This window comes from Clostridium sp. CM039 (assembly GCF_055081075.1).
Genome location: NZ_CM143649.1, coordinates 2226753 through 2250300, shown reverse-complemented (window position 1 = coordinate 2250300; position 23548 = coordinate 2226753). Strand labels below are relative to the sequence as shown.

The window sequence follows — 23548 nt, the reverse complement described above, 5'->3', positions numbered from 1 at the left end:
ACAAATGAATGGAGATGATACTTTTGATTAAATTATTTAGATTTTTAAAAGAATACACATTGCAAATAGTGCTAATAGTTATATTGATTTTTACTCAAGTACTTGCGAACCTATATTTGCCAACCTTAATGGCTAATATAGTTGATAAAGGTATAGTACAAAAGGATGTAGTTCAAACTATTTCATTTTTAGGATTCAGTGGAACTTATAAAGGAATAGATTATATTATTAGAATAGGCGGACTTATGCTATTATTCTCAGCAGGTGGAGCTATATGCTCAGTTGTAGCTGCATTCCTATCGTCAAGAACTGCTGTAGGGTTTGGCAGGATTATTCGTAATAAATTGTTTGCTAAAGTTGAAGGGTTTTCGCTGCATGAGTTTGATAAGGTCGGTACTGCAACCCTTATAACAAGGACTACAAATGATGTTACTCAGGTTCAAACAGCAACTGTAATGATTTTTTCTATTATGCTTTTTGCACCTTTAACTGCTATAGGTGGTATTGTTATGGCTTTAAGAGAGGACGCACATTTAACCTGGATTTTTGCAGTTGTAATTCCGTTACTTGGAATTATTATTGGAATAACCCTTAAATTCGCTATGCCATTATTTAAATTAATGCAAGTGAAGATAGATAAATTGAATCTTGTATTACGTGAAGGACTTACTGGTATTAGGGTTGTACGTGCATTTAATCGTATAGATACTGAAAAGGCTAGATTTGATGATGCAAATACTGATCTTATGAATAATGCTGTAAAAGTGAATAAAATCATGGCATTTTTATTGCCAGTAATGATGTTAATTATGAATGTCACAACAGTTGCTATTATTTGGTTCGGCGCTAAAAGAATAGATGCTTCAAGTATGGAAGTTGGTTCATTAATAGCATTTATACAATACGGAATGCAAATTTTATTCGGATTCTTAATGCTTGCTATGGTATTTATAATGATACCAAGGGCGCAAGCTTCTGCAATAAGAATAAATGAAGTATTAGAAATGGAACCGGAAATCATTGATCCAAAGGTTATTAAATTGGCTGATAAACAAAGTGGATATGTTGAGTTTAAGGATGTAACATTCGGCTACCCAGGTGCAGATCAACCAGCCATTAGCCACATAACATTTAGTACAAGACCTGGTGAGACAACAGCTATTATTGGTGGTACAGGTTCTGGTAAATCAACTCTTATAAACTTAATACCGCGTTTTTATGATGCAGTTAGTGGCTTAGTATTGGTTGATGGAGTAGATGTTCGCGAAATGAGTCAGGAAGCTCTAAGGTCTAAGATTGGTTTCGTTCCTCAAAATACTGTACTCTTTTCTGGAACTATTGCCGAGAATATTAAATATGGTAAGGATAATGCTACTATTGAAGAAATTCAGCATGCAGCTACGGTAGCACAAGCTACAGATTTTATTAATGGAATGAAAGAAGGATATGACCATCTTATTGCCCAAGGAGGAACAAATGTTTCTGGTGGACAAAAACAGCGTCTATCTATTGCACGTGCCTTAGTTAGAAAACCTGAAATATATATTTTTGATGATAGTTTTTCAGCACTTGATTTTAAAACTGATGCAAAACTACGTGAAGCACTTAAAAAAGAAACAGCAAAATCAACGGTAATAATCATTGCCCAAAGGGTTGCAACAGTTATGGACGCAGATAGAATTATAGTTTTAGATGAGGGCAAAATTGCAGGCATAGGAACTCACAAGGAACTTTTAACTAGTTGTAAGATATATCATGAAATTGTATCTTCACAGCTTTCAGAGGAGGAATTATCATGAGTGAAAATAACAAGAACAATAAATCAGGTGAAGGAGCGGGAAAAGGCATGGGGCGCTCAGGTGGACCAATGGGATCCTTCGCAGGTCCTGTAGTGAAAGCAAAGGACTTCAAAGGTACATTAAAAAGGCTTTTAAGTTATTTAAAGCCTCAAAGAACTAATTTTATTCTGGTATTTATATTTGCGATAGTAAGTACTGTTTTTACAATAGTAGGACCTAAGGTTTCAGCAAGAGCTTTAGATAAATTATTTGAAGGCATAATGAGTAAAGTTGGGTTACTTCAGTTGCATGCTCAGCAGGGCAAAATAGCAGCTTTAATAAAGTCTGATCCAGCAGTTGCAAAGAGGCCTGAAGTAATTGAGGGCCTTGCCAAAATTAAAACTGGAATTTCTAAAATAATGGATGTAAATGGTGGAAAGATAGATTTCATATACATTCGAAATATTATTCTTTTATTATTTGCATTATATATAGTAAGTACAGTTTTTGCATTTCTTCAACAATATATAATGGCTGGAGTTGCGCAGAAAACTGTTTATAATTTGCGTAAAGAAGTTGAAAATAAGCTTTCGCGGTTACCACTTAAGTTTTTTGATTCAAGAACTCATGGTGAGATATTAAGTCGTGTAACAAATGATGTTGATAATATATCAACAACGCTTCAACAAAGTCTTACACAGCTTATTACGTCTGTTGTTACAATCGTAGGTATTATCATTATGATGCTCACAATAAGCCCATTAATGACGCTGGTTGTTATATTAACTTTGCCACTATATATTGTTGTGACAGCGTTTGTAGCAAAACGATCCCAAAAATATTTTGCAGCGCAGCAAAAGGAAATTGGAGCACTTAATGGTCATGTTGAAGAGATGTATACTGGACACAAAATTGTTAAATCTTTTGGACATGAGAAGGATTCTATTGAGGAGTTTAAAAATATTAATGACAGATTATATGTTTCGGGTTGGAAAGCTCAGTTCATATCGGGAATAATAATGCCTATGATGAGATTTGTTAGTAATATAGGTTATGTAGTAGTTTGTGTTGTTGGTGGATTTTTAGCAACGCAAGGTAAAATTAGTATTGGTAATATTCAAGCCTTTATTCAATATTCTAGTCAGTTTACTCAGCCAATAGTTCAAACTGCAAATATTGCTAACATAATTCAATCAACAGTAGCTTCAGCTGAACGTATTTTTGAATTATTAGATGAGGTCGAAGAGCTTGTAGAAACTGAGGATACCAAGGTAGTTGAGCTTCCTAAGGGAGAAGTTAAGTTTGAGAATGTTGACTTTAGTTATAAAGCAGAAGAACCTCTTATTAAGAATATGAACCTCGATGTAAAAAGAGGTCATACAATTGCAATTGTTGGACCAACAGGTGCTGGTAAAACTACACTTGTTAACTTGCTTATGAGGTTCTATGAGATAGATGCAGGTTCAATTACAGTTGATGGAGTGGATATCAGAGACATAAAGCGTGGAGAACTACGTAATATGTTTGGGATGGTACTTCAGGATACATGGCTCTTTAATGGTACTATAATGGAGAATATTGCGTATGGTAAAGAGGGAGCAACTAATGAAGAAGCTATAGAGGCAGCAAGAGCAGCTCATGCGCATCACTTTATAAAGACTCTTCCTGATGGATATAATACAATACTAAATGAAGAAGCTTCAAATATATCACAGGGTCAAAAACAACTTCTTACTATAGCTAGGGCAATACTTGCAAATCCAACTATTATGATACTTGATGAAGCTACAAGTAGCGTTGATTCAAGAACAGAAGTTTATATACAAAAGGCTATGACAGAACTTATGCAAAATAGAACAAGTTTTGTAATTGCACATAGACTTTCTACAATTAAAGATGCAGAGTTAATATTAGTTATGAATAAAGGAAGTATTATTGAGATGGGGAGTCATAATGAACTTCTTGCTAAGAATGGATTCTATGCAGATCTTTATAATAGTCAATTTAGTGGAGCAAACTTAGATAATGAAGTAGTATAAATAAAAGAATAATGATAAATGAAATTTTTAAATACCCTATAGAGTAGACAAGTAAAAAAAGTCTGCCCTATAGGGTATCTTTATGCATAATTATGTTTGGGATATTACTTGTAAAGGTATAGGCATCATTTTCATCTCAAGAAATACCAGCATAAATGCCAATACATTGATGTTTTAGATTATTAAAACAAACATTCAAAAACTAGTAAGAGTGACTCTTACTAGTATTTTTTTATGAAAATTTATCATGTCACGATATTTTAATATTGCAAATATAATGTAGTGAGGTGGTAATTTAATGAATCAAAAAAATTGTAAAGATAGATACGAAACACTTTCGAAAACTGTTGATATTCCTATAGAGCTGTACGAATCTATGCGTGGACAATATTTTATTGGGTATGCTGATGATTGTGCGCCACGAAAGCGTGGTAATCAACTCGCAAGAGTTGATTAATATAGCTGTGCTATACAGATGATGGAGGAAGGTCCTCCGAAATCGCCATGCAGGTGGAGATTTCAAACTACCTTAAGGTGCTGTAATCAAAAGTTATGGTGCTTAGCGTTAAGGAAAAGGCAGAGGTAAATCTGTCAAGTATGTACTAAAGAGATGAACGAGCATGTGAATCACTTACGAAAATGTCGAAAGCGTAGAGACTCCATCAAAACCAGGGGGTAGTCGTTAACTTGGGATAAGCCTAGAGGAAACCTGTTTACTGGCTAGGCGGTGGGCGGCATAAAGGTGGCATGACTTTAGTATGGGCATTTGTATGGAACGTGGGAACCTACGGCTTGATGTTAAGAGAGTATTTCAAGCAGAAGAACTGTGAGAAAAGAGTATCGATGCAAGCATAGGGGCAGATTGGGTCGTAGTAGTGAAGAAACTTCTGTAATGGAAGTGGAGCGAAGGACTTCAAGTTATTCAGTTTCAGAAATAAGTCAACTTTGAAAAGGAGGAGGAGCTTATGACAGAAACAAAGCCGTTTAATATTTCTAAAAGAGCTGTAGTTACAGCTTACGAAAAGGTGAAAGCAAACAAGGGAACATATGGAGTTGATGGACAGTCAATTGAAGATTTTGAAAAGAACTTGAAAAATAATCTATATAAAATCTGGAATAGGATGTCATCAGGAAGTTACTTTCCCCAACCTGTAAAAGCAGTTGCAATTCCAAAGAAAAGTGGAGGAACTAGATTACTAGGGATACCGACTGTTGAGGATAGAATTGCACAAATGCTAGTTAAACTATACTTTGAACCAGAAGTAGAGACTATGTTTTATGAGGATTCCTACGGATATAGACCTAATAAATCTGCAATACAGGCACTTGATGTTACAAGAAAAAGGTGTTGGAGGAAAGATTGGGTCCTTGAATTTGATATAAAGGGACTATTTGATAATATCAAACATAACATTTTAATTAAAATGGTAAAGAAACATACAAATGAAGAATGGATTATTCTATATATTCAAAGGTGGTTAACTGCACCATTTCAAATGGAAACGGGAAAACTAGTGCCAAGAATTTCTGGAACTCCGCAAGGGGGTGTCATAAGTCCAGTACTTGCGAATCTGTTTTTACATTATGTGTTTGATGATTTTATAACAAAAGAATTCAAAACAATTCCGTGGGCAAGATACGCAAATGATGGAATAGCACACTGTGTATCCCTAAAACAGGCTAAATATCTACAAAGACGGTTGCAAGAAAGGTTCGAAGAATACGGATTGCAACTGAACCTTGATAAAACAAAGATTGTATACTGTAAAGATGATGATAGAAAGGGAGATTATCCAAATATATCATTTGACTTTCTAGGGTATACATTTAAGCCTAGAGGCGCAAAAAGTAAATATGGAAAGTATTTTACAAGTTTCTTACCAGCGATAGCAGATAATGCAAAGAAAAGAATTAGGAAAGAAGTAAGAAGTTGGAGAGTACAGTTGAAGGTAGATAAAGACTTGTGGGATATATCAAGTATGTTTAATAAAAAGATACAGGGGTGGATTAACTATTATACACATTTCTATAAAACGGGAATGTATTCAGTATTAAGATATATCAATAATGCTTTAGTAAAATGGGTTCGAAGAAAGTATAAGAAACGAAAACATAAACGAAGAGCAGAATATTGGTTGGGAAGTATTGCGAAAAGAGATATAAATTTGTTTGCACACTGGAAAATGGGAATATTACCAACGACTGAATGATGGGAGCCGTATGAGCTGAGAGGTTCACGTACGGTTCTGAGAGAAACTAAGGGTGAAGTTCCCTTGGTTTACTTACTTAGTATTTGGGAAAGGTACAAGTGCCTCGGCAAGATTATACAATCCAATTAATTCAGGTGTTATTTTACATGTGAATGTTTGGACTGTAACTGATGTTGCAGAGTCAGCTTTCCGTGCACAGTTTTGGTTTAACGCAACTCCTCCTGAGTCAGATGTTAAGTATGCACTTGTAACGCCTACAAATTTAAGTGTCAAACCACAACCTAGAGCAAAGGTGAAATTAGAATACGCATCTAATGTTATAGGTGAGCCAACTGGTGGAATCAAAGCTTTTGTAAGACGTGCCCAGCCTGAAACAACATTGGTGGAAAGTGAAAATGGTAAAATAATTATTGGCGAAGGTGGTAATTTCTTAATATTTCTATCAAATCCAGAAACACCAGAAGTTTTAACAGAAGGTAGGATAGCTTTTGGTTGGTGGGAAGAAAGCATAAGTAACAAATGTAATGATTAACACTTTTCTAAGCTACAAATACGTACGTTGTAAATCATACAAATAAAAAAAGACCATTAAATAGTATAACTATTTAATGGTTTTTTTTTAATTATAAAACTGAAATGTTTTCTGCTTGTGGTCCTTTAGGTCCTTTAACGATGTCAAAAGAAACTCTTTGACCTTCATCAAGTGATTTGTAACCATCTGAATTTATTTGAGAAAAATGTGCGAAAACATCTACTCCGTCTTCTCCTGTAATAAAACCAAATCCTTTTTCTCCATTAAACCATTTAACTGTACCATTCATATAATGTATACCTCCGAAATTTTATTTTCTTAAATGCTTTGTAATAGCTCACTAATAAAATTTCGATATTAAAATACTATATTTAAAAGTACCAATTGAAATATATATGTGCTACATTAATTACTATTCATTTAAGTCAATTCTTATGTTATCATAGTTTATTATAAAAAGCAAGTTATATTAACTAATTGTTTTATATTTAGCATAAAATTAATTGTAGATTAGGAGGATTAAAATGAAAGAAAATCAATTTTAAAAGGATTTTTAGATGAAAAGGGTCAGTAAAATATGCTACTATATATGTAGATAACTAATAAAGTTATAAAGATAATTATGTGACCGTAGTTATTGAAATGATTTTATTGGACAGGAACCTAAGATTCATAAGATATATGAAGAAGGCTATTCCACAAATGGAAAAGACGAGGACTAGGTCTGTACAGCGCAAAACAGATTATAGATAAAAAATATCATAATGCATTCTTAAATACAAGCATAGAAGGTAACATGTTTGTTCAAGAATTGTGGATAAAATATATTTAAAAAGCATCTTATGTGGATGCTTTTTTTGATGCATAGGAGATGCTATATAGTTTTCATAAACGTTAATTTTTTAAGACTCATCGTAAAAATAAGTTTTTTCATGAAGAACTAAGTTTCACTTGGGAAGACTTGGATAATATAGGGCCAAAAGTTTGGTCCTATAAAGTCATCAAACAGAAATGAAGGAAGTGACATTATGGGTATTTTAAAATGTGAAAATGTTCGCAAAAATATAAGCAATAAGGAAATCTTAAAAAATATCAATTTCGAATTAAATAAAAATGAAATTGTGGGTTTGGTTGCCCCAAATGGTGCAGGTAAAACCACCTTGATGAAGCTAATGGTAGGTTTATCTAGTATTACTCAAGGAAAAATAAAGCTCTATAATTTTGATGTGGAGCAAGAATTTTTAAAATACATTAAAGAAGTTGGTGCCATCATTGAGGTGCCCATTTTCTATCCAAGTTTAACATGTTTGCAGTGTTTAAAGTTTTATGCAAAACTTAGAAATGTGGATAAAGACTCGTTATCAAAAACTATTCAATTAGTGGGTTTAGAAAATTTATAGGGTTATTTAATATTAGCACCAAAATTAATAAATATATTCTACCTACTATTGTATTTTTATTAAGGTGCTTTCCCTTCAAAATATCCCATTCCAAACTCTCTTAATATCTTAGGTACATAATTGCATCTACATTTAAACAGGAGCAAGATTTTGCATTAACACGGAATTAACATTGGATAATGTATAATAGAGTTCAGTCAAAAAATTATAATTTACAATAAACGCTTTTAGAGACAATGATTATGATTTAGTTGAAATAGCATGGAAATCAGTACTTAGGTCTATAATAGGGTTAATACTATTTAAAAGATAAATCGAGTTGGAATTATATGAAAAATCATAAGCTGGTGAAAATAATTTAAATTAGGGAGATAAGTCATTGATATTTTTAAGTTCATAAACACAGTCACGAAATTGTGACGTGATGATTTTTATATAAAAACAAATTAAGGAATATCAATGGCTTGAGAGTTTTCGAGGGTACGGTACTACATGATAGTTTGAGAGGTGATTAAAAATGCGTCTACTTATCATAGAGGATGACAAAGAATTGTCATATGTAATGAAAATCGGACTTGAAAAAAATGGGTTTACTGCCGATGTCGCGAACACAGGATTTGAAGGTGAAGAAAAAGCCTTTGCAAATAGTTATGACACAATTTTGCTTGACCTTAATCTTCCGGATAAAGACGGGATAGAAATTTTGTCCTTTTTACGTGAAAACAATATCCACACACCGATTATTATAGTTTCAGCGCGGGATGAAGTTCAACAAAGGGCGTTAGGACTTAATAGTGGTGCTGATGATTATATCATCAAACCATTTGACTTTGTAGAGCTTGAAGCGAGAATACAGGCCGTTGTTAGGCGTTTTTATGGACGCACGAAAAATGAAATCGATCTTGGAAAAATTAAGGTTTATCCAAATACGCGCAAGGTGTTTGTGGGTCAATTTGAAACAGTACTGTCGGCAAAGGAATTTGACATATTGGAATATCTGGCAAGTAGAAGCCCGGATATTGTATCAAGTGAAGATATTGTAGAACATGTGTATGATGAGTTTTATGACCCTTTTTCGTCCGTTTTACGCGTTCACATTGCAAATTTGCGCAAGAAGCTGACTCGGAAAGGCGGAGAAGGATTGCTGATTACGATTAAAGGGAAGGGGTATCAGTTATGCGAAAAAAAACAATGAAAATTAATTGGCTTCTTCTTTATTATTCCGGTGCGGTAACAGCACTTTTAATTCTTGTTTTCTATATTTTTGTTAGCACAATATCTGTTCCAAAATCAAATTTGCCAAAACATTTATTTGTTGCAAACGAGAAAAACATTGCTTATTCTATGCAGGGCGAAAGTATGGAAATACCTTTTAATGACAAGTACACTTCTGTTGTTACAAAAACTAATTTGGAAAATTATTATATAAGTGCGTTGCTTAAAAACATACCGATTCTTATTATATGCATTATAGGAATGTTCATTGTTGGAACAATTATCTTATCCAAAATACTAAGAAGGCAAAACGAGGAGCAGGCGCTATTGCTTGCAAAGCAGCTTTGTAATATTGGCGAAGAAAATTCGTTACCAGACCAACACCCAGCTGTTGTAAAAGAATATCAGAAAATAAAGGACAGATTGGCGGCTTATGCACTTGATTATGTCCGTCTAAGCTCCTATGTGACACACGAGCAAAAAAACATTCTTGCATTACTTCGGGCAAAACTACAGCTTTCGGAAAACTCGGATTATACGGCTGAGGTGGATAAACTCACCGATAGTTTGAACGATGTTTTGACCCTCTCCGCAACAAAAGACAGTGGGGAAACTGAAATTGTAGACGTTGCTTTAGTGTGTGCGGATGTATGTGACGAATACAGAAAAATTTACCCGCAGGTTGATTTTAATTTTGACGATTATGCTAACAATTTGGTGTATGGACGTGAACTATGGATTAGCCGCGCGGTCTCTAACCTTGTCTCAAATGCTATTAAGTACGGTGGTAGTGGAGAAATACAGGTTTCAGTTGAAAACAAAAAAGGTAGCATCATTATTACTGTTTCCGATGAAGGAGAAGGTATTGATGAAGAGGAACAGGAAAAATTATTTGATTACCAGTATAGAGTAGGCAAGCTCAAAAGAAATGGATATGGCATTGGATTAAGTATTGTGAGGCATGTCTGTGAGCTTTGTGGTGGTATTTGTTGGGTGGAAAACCGGGATGTGCGTGGCACAACCTTTTTTATGATTTTACCTGAGGCCTTAACGTTAGATTAACATTAGATTTGCTAAAATGAAATTGTTCCAAAGTGAATTCGTCTAAAAAGAAATCTTCAGATGAACCACTTTGTGAAATCTAACAAATTAATTCAAGGAGGCAAAGCAATGTACATTTTTCAAAATGCAATAAAAAACGTAGGCAGAAACAAGGGACGAAATATTCTTATGGGTATTATTATCCTTATCATCATAATTACGACAGTGGTATCATTGATAATAAACAACGCAACAAGTGAAATTATTGACAATTACAAATCTGAATTCGGCGCAAAGGTTAGTATAGCGCCTGATATTGACAAAATTATGGAAAGCGGTAAGCGGCGGGGCAGATTAACTGCTGATCAATATTTATCATTTGCTAAATCTGATTATATTAAAGAAAGTAAGTTATCCGCAGAAATACAAACTAGTAGTGAGAAACTAAAGGGAATAGGTCAAGATGAAGATGAGAAAGCTAGGAAAGAAGAAGGGGAAGGAGGGTCCATTTCATCAAATGGTTCAGGTAAAGAAGTACAAATTCCAACAATGAAGCTTAAAGGCGAATCAGATATTGATAATCTTGAAGAATTTAAGGATGGAAAAAGAAAGATAATAGACGGCAGAATTTATAAAGCTGAAAATGAATGTATTTTGAGCAAAGAATTTGCAAAGCTTAATAATATTTCTGTTGGTGATAGTATTACTGTCAAAGGTAATGGAAAAAGCATTAAATTAACTGTAACAGGATTGTATTTCGATACAACAGATGAGTTCGGAGGAATGCCGATACACTCTAGTTGGGCAAATAGACGTAATGAGATTCTTACCACGTTTAATACGATAATTAATGCGAAAGATGAAGGAGTTATGATTAATGCGTCATATTATCTAAAAAACCCTGATTTATTGCCTAAGTTTGAAGCTGAATTGCGTACAAAAGGACTTGCTGACACTTTTGTGGTAAGTGCAGACGATGCAGGCTATGACAAAGTAGTCGGACCTGTGGAAGGTTTAAAAAGCATATCCATGACATTTATGATTGTTGTCCTAATATTGGGAATGCTCATTCTTGTTTTACTTTCTTCCATCTCAGTAAGAGAACGTAAATATGAAGTCGGAGTTCTTCGTGCAATGGGAATGAAAAAAGGCAAGGTAGCGGCGGGATTTATAACTGAATCACTGATAATTACCACAATATGCCTTGTAATAGGGCTTGGTATAGGAAGTGTATCATCACAACCTATAGCAAACGCCTTACTTAAAAATCAGATAACAGCGGCAGAAAATGCTTCAGCTGGCGCTGATAAAATGATGTCGTTTGGCTCAGATTCAGATACCAGTAATGATAAACCAGTCAGTGAACTAGGTGCTCATTTGAGTCTGGACTCTCTTTGGAAAATATCGCTTATTGCCCTGCTACTTGCATCAGCTTCAAGCATTGTAAGTACCAGCAAGATTACGAAATACGAACCTATCAAGATATTGATGGAAAGGAATTAGGAGGGTTAAAATGAGTGTATTAACATTAAAAGATGTGTCGTATCAATATGAAGGCAGTAAGAAATCAGTTTTCAAAAACGTCACTGCGACGTTTGAAGCTGGGAAAGTATATACTATTGTTGGGAAATCCGGTTCGGGAAAATCAACATTGTTATCTCTTGTTTGCGGACTAGATGTCTGTGCGGGTGGAGAAATATTGTATGGTGGTACAAGTCTTAAAATATTGGACCGTGACGAATACAGGTCAAAAAGCATCGGCGTTATTTTTCAGGGTTTCAATTTGATTACTAATGCGACAGCCATGGAAAACATCGTTCTTTCCATGAATATAAGCGGCAGTAAAGAAAAAGATAAAAAAGCGTTTGCATATGCGCTTTTAGAGAAGGTTGAAATTGACAAAGAAACAGCAGATCGCAAAATTTTAAGGCTTTCCGGCGGAGAGCAGCAACGTGTCGGAATTGCCCGCGCATTGTCGCACAATCCTGATGTCATTATTGCCGACGAACCCACAGGAAATCTGGATAGTGAGACTGAAGCGGAAGTTTTGAAGATTTTAACGTCACTTGCCCATAATGAGGGAAAGTGCGTTATCATCGTCACCCATTCCAAAAAAGTCACATCCAGTGCAGACGAGGTTTGGGGAATAAATGGTGGAAAATTGCTTTTAATTAAATAGTGATAATTCATAGAAAGGGAGTAAATGAAACAGGGGTAAAAAGAAAATTCCGATTTTTAGTATCATTTTATATGTATTTGCCGTTTTACTTGTGCTTTATACGACTTGGGCAGTGATCCACTGCCAAGACCAAATTTCTACGATGATTGCACAGGGAAAGTTGGAGCTAAAAGGAAACGAGTATGATATCGTAAACTTCTACATGGCAAACTGTGCACAATATGTGTTGTTTGCAGTTATTATATTTACGCTGGGGTGGATATTGCAAAAGAATTCATCCGATACGGAAACAAAGCTTAACGTTGAGAATCAAGTAACCCCTTCACCATCCAACATTTCTAAAGATGATGAAATAAAGGATGAGGATTTTAAGGATTGGCTCAAGGATAACGATAAATAATATAATCCTTAAAAGTGTTTTGTCCGTAAGCGGTAAATAACCAGTCATGGAGTAGTTCACTCATATTCTTAAAACATCTATTAAGTTATTCCAGAAGGTTCAACTAATTTAGCATTACTTGGACAGTTCTGTGAAATAGAAGATGATGCACTTAAATCTTTGCAAAATAATTTAAATAACATTAGGGAGTTATAGGCTTTTAAGTTAAAAGCCTATAACTCCCTTTTAATCTCACACAAAATAAATACACCAGTTATTTTATGAAGTTTACTCTTTTTTACAAAGAAAAGGATTTTTTATTTAGAAATTGAATTAATTTAAACTATGTAGTATTATATACTATATAGAAAAATATATTTTAATGTTTTTTAGCGGTTGGACAAACTGAAGCTTAGTTTGATTCCGAGAATTTTGTTTCTAGGGCGGGAAACTCTTATTTGAGTCCCGCCTTTTTATTTTTTGATTAATAAACATTAAAAATTATTTATAGATACTAATACAAGGAGGCAATGATATGAATTCTCAAGATATGATTGTAATTGTTACTGTTGGAATATTAATTATAGGATTTGTTTATATTAATTTTATTTTTTTTCCAAAAGTTGAAAAAGAAAGAAGAGAAAAAGAAGAACAACAAAAAAATAAATAAAAAGTAGATTCATTTTTTAAGTGGCAAACAGGACCTTATTAAAGAAATTAGTTATGGATGGGATCTTTATGAAATATTATGGAAACACCTCTTTATTATTTGTCATCCGGGCGATGTTTAAGAATACAGATAAGAATAGTAACAAAGTTGTTAATTATTATACAAAAAAACTAGTAGCAGGGGAACAAAAGAAGCCTTACCCCTACTACTAACATCTTAACTGATAGCTACTTTTCTATTCATATATCACTTTACTTACGCTGCGAAGTCTACCTTTGATAGGTGTTTCTTGTAATTCCTTAAATACCAACTCACCTTTATTATTTAATATTTCTACAAAAGTAGATATATCAATTATATTGATGATTCCTATATCATCTTTTGTCATGCCGTTAATACTGCAAAGTGTACCTACAATATCCATTGCTCTCATCTTTGTTTTCTTACCTGCGTTAATATGTAATTTCATAATTTCTTTGCTTAGCTCGGCGCCTTTTGCTTCTTTAACTTCAGGTCTTGTATTCATTTTTCTCGCAAATTCTTCTTTGGCATTACTTACGGTTTCGGTTGAAGGTCTTTCGTTTAAAATAATCTCTTTGCCAATATATTGATGTATATCATTTAAAAATCTGCTTTCGTTTCTGGTTACAAAGGTAATTGCATGGCCTGTCTTTCCTATGCGTCCAGTTCTTCCTATCCTATGGACATAGCTTTCTTTGTCGCCCGGTATATCATAATTAACTACAAGGCTAATGCTATCTATGTCTATGCCTCTAGCTGCAACATCTGTAGCCACTAGATATCTAAAATAACCTTTTTTAAAATCATTCATTACTCTTAATCTATCAATTTGTTCCATTCCACCATGTATTTTTTTACAAGTATACTCGAGATTTGCCAGTTTATTATAAACTGCATCTACTTTTAGTTTTGTATTGCAGAATATTATACAGCTATCAGGGTTTTCTACTATGGTTATATCTCTTAAAAGGTCTATTTTATCTAGTTCATCTACGTTATATCTTTCTTGACATATATTACTTTTTAATTTATTTTGGTCCTCTATTTCTATGTATATAGGATCTTTCATGTAGTTGTTACATAAAGTCTCTATATCTTTGGGCATTGTGGCTGACAATAACATAGTCACACGTTCTTTTGATAAGCCACCTATTATTGTTTCTATCTGATCTACAAATCCCATATTAAGCATTTCATCAGCTTCATCTATTACAAGATACTTTACATTTGATGTATCAAATGTACCTTTTTCTAAATGATCAATAATACGACCAGGTGTGCCAACTACTACATGTGTTTTTTGTTTAAGTTCCTTTTTTTGATCATAGAAAGGAGACTTTCCATAAATTGCAGATACTTTAAGTCTTTTAAATCTACCTATATTAAAAATATCTTCTTTGACTTGAATAGCAAGCTCTCTTGTTGGTGTAAGCACTAATGCTTGGGGTTTATTTTCTTCCCAATCTACTAATTGGCAAATAGGAATGGCATATGCGGCAGTCTTCCCACTTCCGGTTTGGGACTTTACTACTACATCCTTTTGCGCGATTACCGCTGGTATAACCTGCTTTTGGACTTCTGTGAAATTCTTGAAATTTAACATGTTAATTGCTTTTAATAACTCACTGCTTAACTTACAATCGTTGAAATTTGCATTTATCATTTGATCATCTCTTTCCTTATAATTCTATTACTATTATTGTTAGGATTATATTTTTTTATGCTCCACATACAACGATTCTCCGTTTTTTTATTTATTGCAGATAGGTACATTGTCCCTATCATTACATTGGGATCACCAATATACACACTAACTTTTTTATTATATCACACCCATGTATTTCAACGTAAATATTACCACCGAAACAGGAAAACATTGAAAACAGCTAAATTTAATTGGAAGTAATGACTTCATACCAGCTATTATCGATAATAGCAGGGTACTAGTGTTTTGCAATATAAATTCATTGATAAACAGTGAATTTGCATTGTAAAAAAAAAACTAATGTGATAATATTGTTTTAAAGTTCATATAAGTTAAATTACAATTTTATATCATTTAAGAATCTGGAGATAAAAAGCAAACAACATAAATTGTTGAAATTAATAACATTGATTTATACTTACTTGTTAATATAAAGTAGCATTTAATTTAAAAAAATAAAAGTACAAGTTATGGAGGAAATTTTTATGAAATATTATGGAAAAACTTCTTTATCATCCCTACTAAAGTTAATGCTAGATGGTTTAATTGTTATAGGGTTTATTGTGTATTTATTAATACTTAGAAAAGCATTGGTGGCGGAGCAAGTAAACTTACTTAACTTTAAAAATATTATCACCTGCGTTCTATTCGTCCTAGGTGGTTTTGCATTACTTTGTATAATGTATTATCTTAGGTGCATTATGAATTCATTAGTTAAAGCAAACCCTTTTGTATGGAAGAATGTTGAAAGTTTAAAAATTGTTGCTGCTTCATGTTTTATAATTGCTGCTTGTTATGTGCTCAATTTTTTTATTAACAATCAATATTTAAATTTAAAGTTAATAGAAATTGATGCTAAAGGGATTCACACAGACATTGAGTTTATAATTTTTTTCTTTGCAGGTTGTTTTACATTAGTTCTTTCTAAGGTTTTTAAACAGGCGATTGAAGTTAAAGAAGAAAATGATTTTACGGTATAGATATTTGCGTTATATAAACAAATTGAGGTGAAATACATGGCAATAATAGTGAATTTAGATGTAATGATGGCCAAAAGAAAAATTTCTTTATCTGAACTGGCAAACAGAGTGGGAATTACAAATTCGAATTTGTCTATATTAAAAACCAATAAAGCAAAGGCAATAAGATTCTCTACCCTTGAGGCTATATGTAGTGAGCTTCAGTGTCAGCCAGGAGATATTTTAGAATACAGAGAAGAATAGTAACAAAAAACTTAGTGAAAGCTATCGAAGGTAACTACTGAAATATACATATATTTCAGTGGTTTTTTGTCGTTTAAATATAATTTACTTTAATACAAATATATGGAGAGATAGTTTTATTTTTCTTTTAAAATGCTTGTTATTTTGGTAGAATGAAATTAGCGGAGTAACTCCGTTATTGTAGATAAGGGGGAGATTTTTATGGCAATTCGAAATATTTTGTTTGATTTGGATGGGACTTTGTTAGATACAAATGAACTAATTATACAATCTTTTCAGCATACTTATAAAATGCACTTGAACAAGCAAGTAGATAAAGAGGAGATTATTAAAAACTTTGGAGAAATTTTAAAAATTACATTAGATAGGGAATTTGGTGATGACAGTGAAGAAGCCATTAAAACCTATCGTAGATTTCAAACCGGTAACTTCGAAAAGTTGATTACAATCCACAAGGGCGTAAGGGAAGGAATAATAGAGCTCCATAGACAAGGATATAATCTTGGAATCGTTACTTCCCGTTTAAATGATTCGGCCATTAAAGGATTAAAACATTTCGGATTAATGGATTATTTTGAAAGCATTATAGGGGCAGACGATACAGACCAACATAAGCCAGATCCTACCCCAGCACTTATGGCTTTAAAGGAATTGAAAGGGAAGCCAGAGGAGACCATCTTTGTGGGGGATAGTCCATTTGATGTTTTATGTGCCAAAAATGCAAAAATTACATCCGTGGTTGTTGGGTGGAGCGCACTGCCTATGGACATGATTCTTAAGTATGAGCCCGATTATGTTGTAAACAGCATGGAAGAATTTATGAGATTGGTTGAAAAAGTAGTATAATTTAAAGAGAAATAGATTTAATATTGAGATTTTGAATGTGAGGAATATATATGATTGAATCCATACTTCTAGCTCTTTTTATTGCAAAAATAAAAGGGTACAAAGTAAGACCACTTTTTAAGACATGGGCAGTATATCCTGTATTAGCATTTGTACTAATATATGTAATTTTAGAGGTAATGCTATTTCATGGTAATTATGCATTTATAAAGTATGCTAGCACTTTTCATTATTTTTATCTTTTAACGTTTTTGATTTTGATTATTAAATATAAGCTTAATGTTAGTGCAATTATAGGGTCAATATTTATTTTTATTGGAACTGCTTTGAATAATACTGCTATAGCAGCTAATAATGGGAAGATGCCAGTATTTCCAACTTTAGCATACTTAACTGGTTATGCAAAACCAGATTCTTTTATGAAAGTCAATGACATACATATTATGGGGAGTGAAGTAACTAAGTTGAAGTTTTTAACAGATATAATTGATGTGGGTTATAGCGTTATGAGTATTGGAGATATATGTATAAGAGTTTTTGCCTTTATTATTATATTCAATACCATAAAGATCATTAATGAAACAGAGATAATGAAGTCTGAGGGTTGCACTAGTAGTATCTGAAGTTTTATTGAATTGTATTAAGAATTATATCCTATTTTGTAATATTAATGATATAATTGGCAATATATACATAGATATTTTAGAAGGGTGTTAGGGGAGAAGTAAAATATGTTGAAAATAACGTTGTTAGAGTTTTTATTTAGAGGTCTGCCGGAAGGATTTCTAATTTTTTTCGCAGTATATGTATTTTCAAAGACTGTTATTAATATAAAAAGATATATAATATCAAGTATTATTTTTATTATAGCAGTTTATTTAATAAGATTACTACCAATTCAATATGGAGTACATGCTATTCTTAATATTATAGTAATTATTGTATTAACGGTTAATATAAATAAAATTAGCATAATTAAATCCATAAAAGCAGGCATAATGACAGTAGTTCTGGAACTTATTTGTGAGGGAATTAATGTTTTTATAATTGATAATATCTTTAAAGCAGATCTTATGTATGTGTTAAGCGAACCTTTATTAAAAACATTATATGGAATTCCATCATTGTTGGTTTTTGCAATTATAGTATCCACATATTATTTATATGTTGCTAGAAGAAAAAAGATGAGCGAGGTAATAAATGGAGAAATTATCTGATAATATTGCTAATAAAGTAGCATTAGAATTATCCCTTGATGAGGATAATAGAGAGGTAATTGCCTATGGCACTTTTGCTTTAATGCAGATGTTTATTTCTATAATTATTGTATTTTTATTTGGATTGTTGTTTCATGTAGCGTTTGAAGCTCTAATAATTTCCTTTACAGCAAGTATTCTTAGAAAATATTCTGGAGGAGTTCATGCAAGTTCACCAGGAATTTGCACTTTCATAGGAACAATTGTATGTGTAGGAGAAGCGGTATTAATATCGCTTTTAATGAGCTCAGTGGTTAATTTAAAATTAATTATAATAATAGGAACATTGATTTTTATATGGTCCTATTACATAATTTACAAATTAGCCCCAGTGGACAGTGCCTCAAAGCCTATAGTAAAAGAAGAAAAAAGAAAGCGGATGAAAAAAGGATCTACAATACTTTTAAGTGTTTATTTAATCATTTCAGTATTTATTATCCTGTTGTATATAAATAGTGGTGGAATAAATCTACTTTTTTATGCTCTATGCATATATTCAGGCATCTTATGGCAAGCATTTACGCTTACAGCTCCAGCACACTTATTAATAGGTAAAGTAGATACCTTTTTAAATCATAAATATTAAGAAAAGGAGGTAAAATTAGTATGAAGAAAATAAATAAACACCTATTCACTTTAATTGCAGTGGTAACTACATTTGTGGCGGCTTCTGTAGCTTCTTCAGCATGCTGGTGGTTTACTTATCAGCCTGTAGAACCAAAATGTCTAAGAGAAAAATAATAAAGAAATGAGGTCAGTTTTACTGACCTCATTATTTTTTTCGTAGTGCAGACCTTACAATAAAAGCAAAATTTATAAAGACGCTATTGATGAGATTAGTAGATCTAGCGGTAATCAGTTCGATAAAGAGATTGCTGATGCCTTTATCCAAGTTATTAGGGGAAGTGAAAATGTACTTGGTGATAGAGAGACCTTGAAAATATAAAAAGCATTGATATTATAAAGAAATTATAAGATAATACATTAGTAGCGAATCAAATGAAGAAGGAGTTTTATTTTATGAATGAATTACTTAAAGAAATTGAATATAATAATGGGAAATTTCCAGAAGCACAATTAAAGGAAATAATAAACCGCAAAGAAGAGTTCATACCTGAATTACTTGAGGTATTAAAAAATGCCAAAGAAAATTATGGAGAGATTTTAGAAAAACCTAATTATTTTGCGCATATATATGCCATTTTCTTGTTAGCACAGTTTAAAGAAAAGCAAAGTATTGAGCCGATTATAGATTTAATTAGTTTACCAAATGAAATTTCAGACGATATTTTTGGTGATTTTCTTACAGAGGATTTACACAAAATTTTAGCATCAGTTTGTGGAAGCGATATGGATCCAATAAAAAGATTAGTAGAAGATAGCAGTGTTAATGAATATGTTAGAAGTGCTGCGATTAAATCCTTTATTGTACTTCTGGGCGAAGGAGTTATATCACAAAGTGAAGTTATTGAATATTACAAAAGTTTATTTGAAGAGAAACTTGAACGGGAATTTTCACAAGTTTGGAATGAACTTATATATGATTCTTGTGAAGCGGGTCCTAGTGAATTATATGAACACATAAAAAAGGCTTATAAAGATGGACTAATAGATGAGGAGTGCATTTCTTTAGAAGAAGTGGATGGGGCTATTAAAATCCATGATAAAGAAAAATTTCCAAAGTTAAAAGAGGAAGGGTATTCATTTCTTAAGGATACTATAGAAGAGTTAGGGTGTTGGAGATGTTTTCCTAGAGAGAGTATTGAGTCTAAGTCGCAATATATGCTAGGAATTAACAAGATGAATAAAAATAAAAATAAAAAAAAGCAGGTAAAAGCTACAAAAAAAAAGCAAAGAAAAAAATAGAGGATAACCCGTAGATTGATTTCTACGGGTTTTTTTAGGTTATAATTTTTTTAGCAATAACCATTATTTCATTATCAAGTTCATATAAATCCCAAGAATTTCATAGTATTACAACAAGGTAAAAAGCCTAAAATAAGAGTATGAAATTTAAAAAAAAGAGGAGGTTTTTTTATGTCACACAATAATAATATACATTATAATGAAGATCGTGATAAAAACCAAAAAGATAATGCGATAGCGGTGCTAAATAATATAGCAGAAAGTCATAGTATAAAAGATCGAGTTCTTAAAAAACATTCTGATATTGAGTCATTAGAAAGTGTGAGTAAGGTGAGAACAAAGAAGGATGAGAGTGAAGATAACAGTGATGGAAGTTATAAAATTTCAAATTTTTTATAAGGTACATTAAAAACAGGCAAGATCCTAAGGAACTTGCCTGTTTTATTTTCTATTATATAATTAATTCTCTTCAATATATTTTATGATATTGTCAGGATTTCTTAGTGCTAATAAATCCACACCTTTTTCATACTTTTTAATATCGCCTGTTGTATAAATCTCAAATGAACCGTTAGTCTTATCATTATTAATAATATTATTTTCTTGTAAATACTGCTTTAACTCAGCACATTGTTGTAAAGCAGGATTTATAAAGTTTATATTGGGATAACATTCCTTAAATATATCCATTATTAGTGGGTAATGAGTGCATCCTAAAATAATAGTATCAACATTTTCTTTAGTAATAATAGTTCCGATATGATTTTTTACTATACACTTTACAGCCTCAGATTTATAATCAGAACTATCAATGATTTCTGCTAGTTCTGCACTCCCTTCTGATATAATTTGTATTTTACTATTAACTTTTAATAAAGCTTTATTATAACAATGAGTATTTACTGTAAAACATGTAGCTATTAAACCAACAGCATCTTTGTCTGTACTTTTACTTATAGTATCAATAACAGGATTAATAATACCAATTATTTTAATGTCATAATCCATACTAAATAGTTCTATTACACTGGATATTGTATTACAAGCAATTGCTATCACCTTTACGTTTTTACTAATTAGAAAATCAATCATACGTTTTGTTAAACCCGTAATCTCGCCTACTGTTTTGTTCCCGTATGGTACATTTTTATTATCTCCAAAATACATTATATTCTCATAAGGCAGGAGAAGTTGAAGTTCTTTAACAACTGATAAACCGCCTATTCCTGAATCAATAACTCCTATAGACCTATTATTATTTATCACGATATCACCCCTTAAAATTAAATTTGTCTTTCAGGAAAAATATTAAAAATATTCCCCATATTTGAGTTAATTGTTTTTCTTATTTATATATATGTAGGGTATCTATGTACCGTTAATGAACATGTTAAACTAAAGTAAATATAACATAAAGTTTATTTAGCGTAAAGAATTACATTATGATTTATAAGACTAAGACAGAGGCCATTATGGCTGCTATTATCGTATTTTGAGGACTATAGAGGTGCATTTTTTACAATAAAATCAAACAATTGGTTTATAAGTGAAAGTAGTAGTTGATTATAGGTTACTAATATTGGTATAATTGTATAAAGCAAGGCTAGTGATTGCACTAACCTCTAAAATTAGGGAGGTAAATTATGAATGATACAAAAAAACTTGGCTTATGGACTTTGGTAATGTTAATTTTTGTTCCAACATTTGGATTTGGGAATATTGCTTCAAATGCAGTGGCACTCGGACCGGCAGCTATTCCATCATGGCTTATAGTTGCTCTATTATTCTTTCTACCTTTATCAATAATGATAGCAGAGTTAGCTTCTTCTAATAAAGACAAAGAAGGAGGGTTATACACCTGGATAGAATGTTCAATTGGTCCAAGATGGGCGTTTATAGGTACCTGGTCATACTTTGTTGCTAATTTATTCTATTTGCAAATGGTTTTTGCCAGAATACCAGTCATGGTATCATGGACTCTTTTTGGTGAAAATAGATTTAACGATGCCAATGCATATTTGTTACCTTGGATAGGATTGGGACTAGCAGTAGTATTAACTTATATAGCTACAACTGGAGTTAAAAGATTCTCGAAAATCAGTGATTTAGGTGGAAAACTAACTTTAGCAGTTACAGTTATATTTATATTATTTGCAGTTGTTGGAGCATTAGTTGGTAAGCAACCATCAGCTACAACTTTCACAAAAACAACACTTATTCCCAAGTTTGATGCTGACTATTTTTCAACTTTCTCATGGCTGATTCTCGCTGTTGCAGGGGCTGAGGTGGCAGGGACTTATATTAAAGATGTTGCAAATCCTAAAAAAGTTTTCCCAAAGGCTGTTCTTATAGCAACTACATTTATAGCTGGAGCATATGTACTAGGATCACTTGCAATATGCTTAGTTGCATCACCTGAATTAATAACCAAAGCTGGTGTTAAGGATGCAGGTTATGTTGTTTATAAGATATTAGCAGAATCCTGGGGTTTAAATGGTAAAATATTTGTTCAAATATATGCTTTTATTTTAACTGTATCGTCTATAGCCGCATTTGTGGTTTGGTTAGAATCCCCAATTAGGGCTATGTTCTCAGAGGTTCCGAGTGGCACCTTTCCTAAATTTTTAACTAAGAAACGTGAAGATGGAACACTAGTTAATGCACTTTGGGTTCAATGTGGAATCTTATCAGCATTAATAATAGTACCACTAATAGGATTGAATTCAATAGATACTTTTTTTAACACATTAACTACATTATCCGGTTTATGTCTTGCAATACCTTATATTGTTCTTGCAGCTGCATATTTAGTATTTAGGCTTAAAGGTAATGTACCTCCATTTGTAATGTTAAAATCAAAAGCGGCTGTAGTTACATCTTCAACTATTGTTTTCGTATTAGGTGTATTAGCATTCTTTGGCGCTGGCTGGGGAGATATTGCAGGAGCTACAAGTTTCAAAGAAGCAATAGTTCCAATATTAAAGAATTATGGTGGGCCAGTAGGATTTATAATTTTTGGATTTTTTATAACATATTTAACAAAAATATTTACTAAGAGTGATATTAAAAGATAATTTGCTAATGAAATAAAAATTATAATAGGACATTTGTTTAAACGGACATCCTATTTTTTAAGGATTATATATAGGAGTTACAAAGAAAGAGGTATAGCAGGATTTTGCTATACC

The 23548-nt window shown here is 32.4% G+C and carries 26 protein-coding genes and 1 other annotated feature; of the genes, 23 read left to right on the top strand and 3 right to left on the bottom strand.

Features of this window, described 5'->3' with window-relative positions:
- The first annotated feature begins 23 nt into the window (after positions 1 to 23).
- The 5 genes from ACWJJ2_RS10615 to ACWJJ2_RS10595 all read left to right on the top strand — a co-directional run bounded on the left by ACWJJ2_RS10615 (position 24) and on the right by ACWJJ2_RS10595 (position 6559).
- The gene (locus ACWJJ2_RS10615; RefSeq protein ID WP_216303845.1) at positions 24 to 1799 is read left to right on the top strand and encodes an ABC transporter ATP-binding protein; all 1776 of its coding nucleotides are present in this window, start codon (positions 24 to 26) and stop codon (positions 1797 to 1799) included.
- Positions 1796 to 3817, top strand: a complete 2022-nt coding sequence (locus tag ACWJJ2_RS10610) for an ABC transporter ATP-binding protein (protein ID WP_216303844.1) — start codon at positions 1796 to 1798, stop codon at positions 3815 to 3817. The genes ACWJJ2_RS10615 and ACWJJ2_RS10610 overlap by 4 nt, the downstream gene beginning before the upstream one ends.
- Positions 3818 to 4115: 298 nt before the next feature.
- Positions 4116 to 4274: a hypothetical protein gene (locus ACWJJ2_RS10605; RefSeq protein WP_165415072.1), complete on the top strand. Its 159-nt coding sequence runs from the start codon at positions 4116 to 4118 to the stop codon at positions 4272 to 4274.
- Positions 4275 to 4782: 508 nt separating this feature from the next.
- The gene (gene ltrA, locus ACWJJ2_RS10600) at positions 4783 to 6027 is read left to right on the top strand and encodes a group II intron reverse transcriptase/maturase (protein WP_462953240.1); all 1245 of its coding nucleotides are present in this window, start codon (positions 4783 to 4785) and stop codon (positions 6025 to 6027) included.
- A gap of 52 nt (positions 6028 to 6079) precedes the next feature.
- The gene (locus ACWJJ2_RS10595; protein ID WP_462953239.1) at positions 6080 to 6559 is read left to right on the top strand and encodes a DUF6143 family protein; all 480 of its coding nucleotides are present in this window, start codon (positions 6080 to 6082) and stop codon (positions 6557 to 6559) included.
- Between the two features lie 91 nt (positions 6560 to 6650).
- Here the strand turns inward: ACWJJ2_RS10595 and ACWJJ2_RS10590 are convergent, their stop codons facing one another.
- A complete protein-coding gene (locus ACWJJ2_RS10590) occupies positions 6651 to 6848 on the bottom strand; it encodes a cold shock domain-containing protein (RefSeq protein WP_165413285.1) in 198 nt (65 codons plus the stop codon).
- A 739-nt stretch (positions 6849 to 7587) separates the two neighbouring features.
- On the opposite strand from ACWJJ2_RS10590, the gene ACWJJ2_RS10585 reads away from it, so the two are divergent.
- From ACWJJ2_RS10585 to ACWJJ2_RS10550, 8 genes are all read left to right on the top strand, one after another.
- The gene (locus ACWJJ2_RS10585) at positions 7588 to 7959 is read left to right on the top strand and encodes an ATP-binding cassette domain-containing protein (protein WP_216303842.1); all 372 of its coding nucleotides are present in this window, start codon (positions 7588 to 7590) and stop codon (positions 7957 to 7959) included.
- A gap of 562 nt (positions 7960 to 8521) precedes the next feature.
- On the top strand, positions 8522 to 9154 hold the full coding sequence (locus tag ACWJJ2_RS10580) for a response regulator transcription factor (RefSeq protein ID WP_253198250.1): 633 nt from the start codon (positions 8522 to 8524) through the stop codon (positions 9152 to 9154).
- Positions 9136 to 10236 carry a sensor histidine kinase gene (locus ACWJJ2_RS10575; RefSeq protein ID WP_216303840.1) on the top strand — a complete coding sequence of 367 codons (1101 nt, stop codon included), beginning with the start codon at positions 9136 to 9138 and terminating at the stop codon, positions 10234 to 10236. The genes ACWJJ2_RS10580 and ACWJJ2_RS10575 overlap by 19 nt, the downstream gene beginning before the upstream one ends.
- Positions 10237 to 10344: 108 nt before the next feature.
- Complete coding sequence (locus ACWJJ2_RS10570; RefSeq protein WP_462953238.1) at positions 10345 to 11718, top strand: ABC transporter permease; 1374 nt, start codon at positions 10345 to 10347, stop codon at positions 11716 to 11718.
- Between the two features lie 10 nt (positions 11719 to 11728).
- On the top strand, positions 11729 to 12394 hold the full coding sequence (locus ACWJJ2_RS10565) for an ABC transporter ATP-binding protein (protein ID WP_216303838.1): 666 nt from the start codon (positions 11729 to 11731) through the stop codon (positions 12392 to 12394).
- Positions 12395 to 12536: 142 nt separating this feature from the next.
- Positions 12537 to 12794, top strand: a complete 258-nt coding sequence (locus ACWJJ2_RS10560; RefSeq protein WP_220286776.1) for a hypothetical protein — start codon at positions 12537 to 12539, stop codon at positions 12792 to 12794.
- A gap of 87 nt (positions 12795 to 12881) precedes the next feature.
- Positions 12882 to 12989: an oleate hydratase gene (locus ACWJJ2_RS10555; protein WP_216303878.1), complete on the top strand. Its 108-nt coding sequence runs from the start codon at positions 12882 to 12884 to the stop codon at positions 12987 to 12989.
- 178 nt (positions 12990 to 13167) lie between these two features.
- Positions 13168 to 13226 (top strand) — a sequence feature (sodium ion sensor (DUF1646 type); this cis-regulatory element may regulate processes involved in with the transportation of sodium ions).
- A gap of 82 nt (positions 13227 to 13308) precedes the next feature.
- Entirely contained in the window at positions 13309 to 13443 is a 135-nt protein-coding gene (locus ACWJJ2_RS10550; RefSeq protein WP_258280576.1) for a hypothetical protein, read from the top strand.
- Positions 13444 to 13678: 235 nt separating this feature from the next.
- Here the strand turns inward: ACWJJ2_RS10550 and ACWJJ2_RS10545 are convergent, their stop codons facing one another.
- Complete coding sequence (locus ACWJJ2_RS10545) at positions 13679 to 15127, bottom strand: DEAD/DEAH box helicase (RefSeq protein ID WP_216303836.1); 1449 nt, start codon at positions 15125 to 15127, stop codon at positions 13679 to 13681.
- Positions 15128 to 15654: 527 nt separating this feature from the next.
- On the opposite strand from ACWJJ2_RS10545, the gene ACWJJ2_RS10540 reads away from it, so the two are divergent.
- The 9 genes from ACWJJ2_RS10540 (at position 15655) to ACWJJ2_RS10500 (ending at position 20759) form a co-directional block, all read left to right on the top strand.
- Complete coding sequence (locus ACWJJ2_RS10540) at positions 15655 to 16149, top strand: DUF2975 domain-containing protein (RefSeq protein ID WP_216303232.1); 495 nt, start codon at positions 15655 to 15657, stop codon at positions 16147 to 16149.
- Positions 16150 to 16185: 36 nt separating this feature from the next.
- Positions 16186 to 16392, top strand: a complete 207-nt coding sequence (locus ACWJJ2_RS10535) for a helix-turn-helix domain-containing protein (RefSeq protein WP_165413294.1) — start codon at positions 16186 to 16188, stop codon at positions 16390 to 16392.
- Positions 16393 to 16593: 201 nt separating this feature from the next.
- Positions 16594 to 17238 (top strand): pyrophosphatase PpaX, encoded by a 645-nt coding sequence (ppaX, locus tag ACWJJ2_RS10530; RefSeq protein WP_216303231.1) that lies wholly within the window; start codon positions 16594 to 16596, stop codon positions 17236 to 17238.
- A 50-nt stretch (positions 17239 to 17288) separates the two neighbouring features.
- Positions 17289 to 17861 (top strand): DUF5317 family protein, encoded by a 573-nt coding sequence (locus ACWJJ2_RS10525; RefSeq protein ID WP_216303230.1) that lies wholly within the window; start codon positions 17289 to 17291, stop codon positions 17859 to 17861.
- 108 nt (positions 17862 to 17969) lie between these two features.
- The gene (locus ACWJJ2_RS10520) at positions 17970 to 18455 is read left to right on the top strand and encodes a hypothetical protein (protein WP_216303229.1); all 486 of its coding nucleotides are present in this window, start codon (positions 17970 to 17972) and stop codon (positions 18453 to 18455) included.
- Positions 18439 to 19080, top strand: coding sequence for an accessory gene regulator ArgB-like protein (locus ACWJJ2_RS10515; protein WP_165413298.1), 642 nt, complete (start codon positions 18439 to 18441; stop codon positions 19078 to 19080). The genes ACWJJ2_RS10520 and ACWJJ2_RS10515 overlap by 17 nt, the downstream gene beginning before the upstream one ends.
- A gap of 20 nt (positions 19081 to 19100) precedes the next feature.
- Positions 19101 to 19235 carry a cyclic lactone autoinducer peptide gene (locus ACWJJ2_RS10510; protein WP_216303228.1) on the top strand — a complete coding sequence of 45 codons (135 nt, stop codon included), beginning with the start codon at positions 19101 to 19103 and terminating at the stop codon, positions 19233 to 19235.
- A gap of 279 nt (positions 19236 to 19514) precedes the next feature.
- Positions 19515 to 20360, top strand: coding sequence for a DUF1186 domain-containing protein (locus ACWJJ2_RS10505; RefSeq protein ID WP_216303227.1), 846 nt, complete (start codon positions 19515 to 19517; stop codon positions 20358 to 20360).
- 171 nt (positions 20361 to 20531) lie between these two features.
- Complete coding sequence (locus ACWJJ2_RS10500; RefSeq protein ID WP_165413301.1) at positions 20532 to 20759, top strand: hypothetical protein; 228 nt, start codon at positions 20532 to 20534, stop codon at positions 20757 to 20759.
- A gap of 60 nt (positions 20760 to 20819) precedes the next feature.
- Here the strand turns inward: ACWJJ2_RS10500 and murI are convergent, their stop codons facing one another.
- Positions 20820 to 21626 (bottom strand): glutamate racemase, encoded by an 807-nt coding sequence (gene murI / locus ACWJJ2_RS10495; RefSeq protein WP_462953237.1) that lies wholly within the window; start codon positions 21624 to 21626, stop codon positions 20820 to 20822.
- 377 nt (positions 21627 to 22003) lie between these two features.
- On the opposite strand from murI, the gene ACWJJ2_RS10490 reads away from it, so the two are divergent.
- Complete coding sequence (locus ACWJJ2_RS10490; protein WP_462952607.1) at positions 22004 to 23434, top strand: amino acid permease; 1431 nt, start codon at positions 22004 to 22006, stop codon at positions 23432 to 23434.
- Positions 23435 to 23548: the final 114 nt, after the last annotated feature.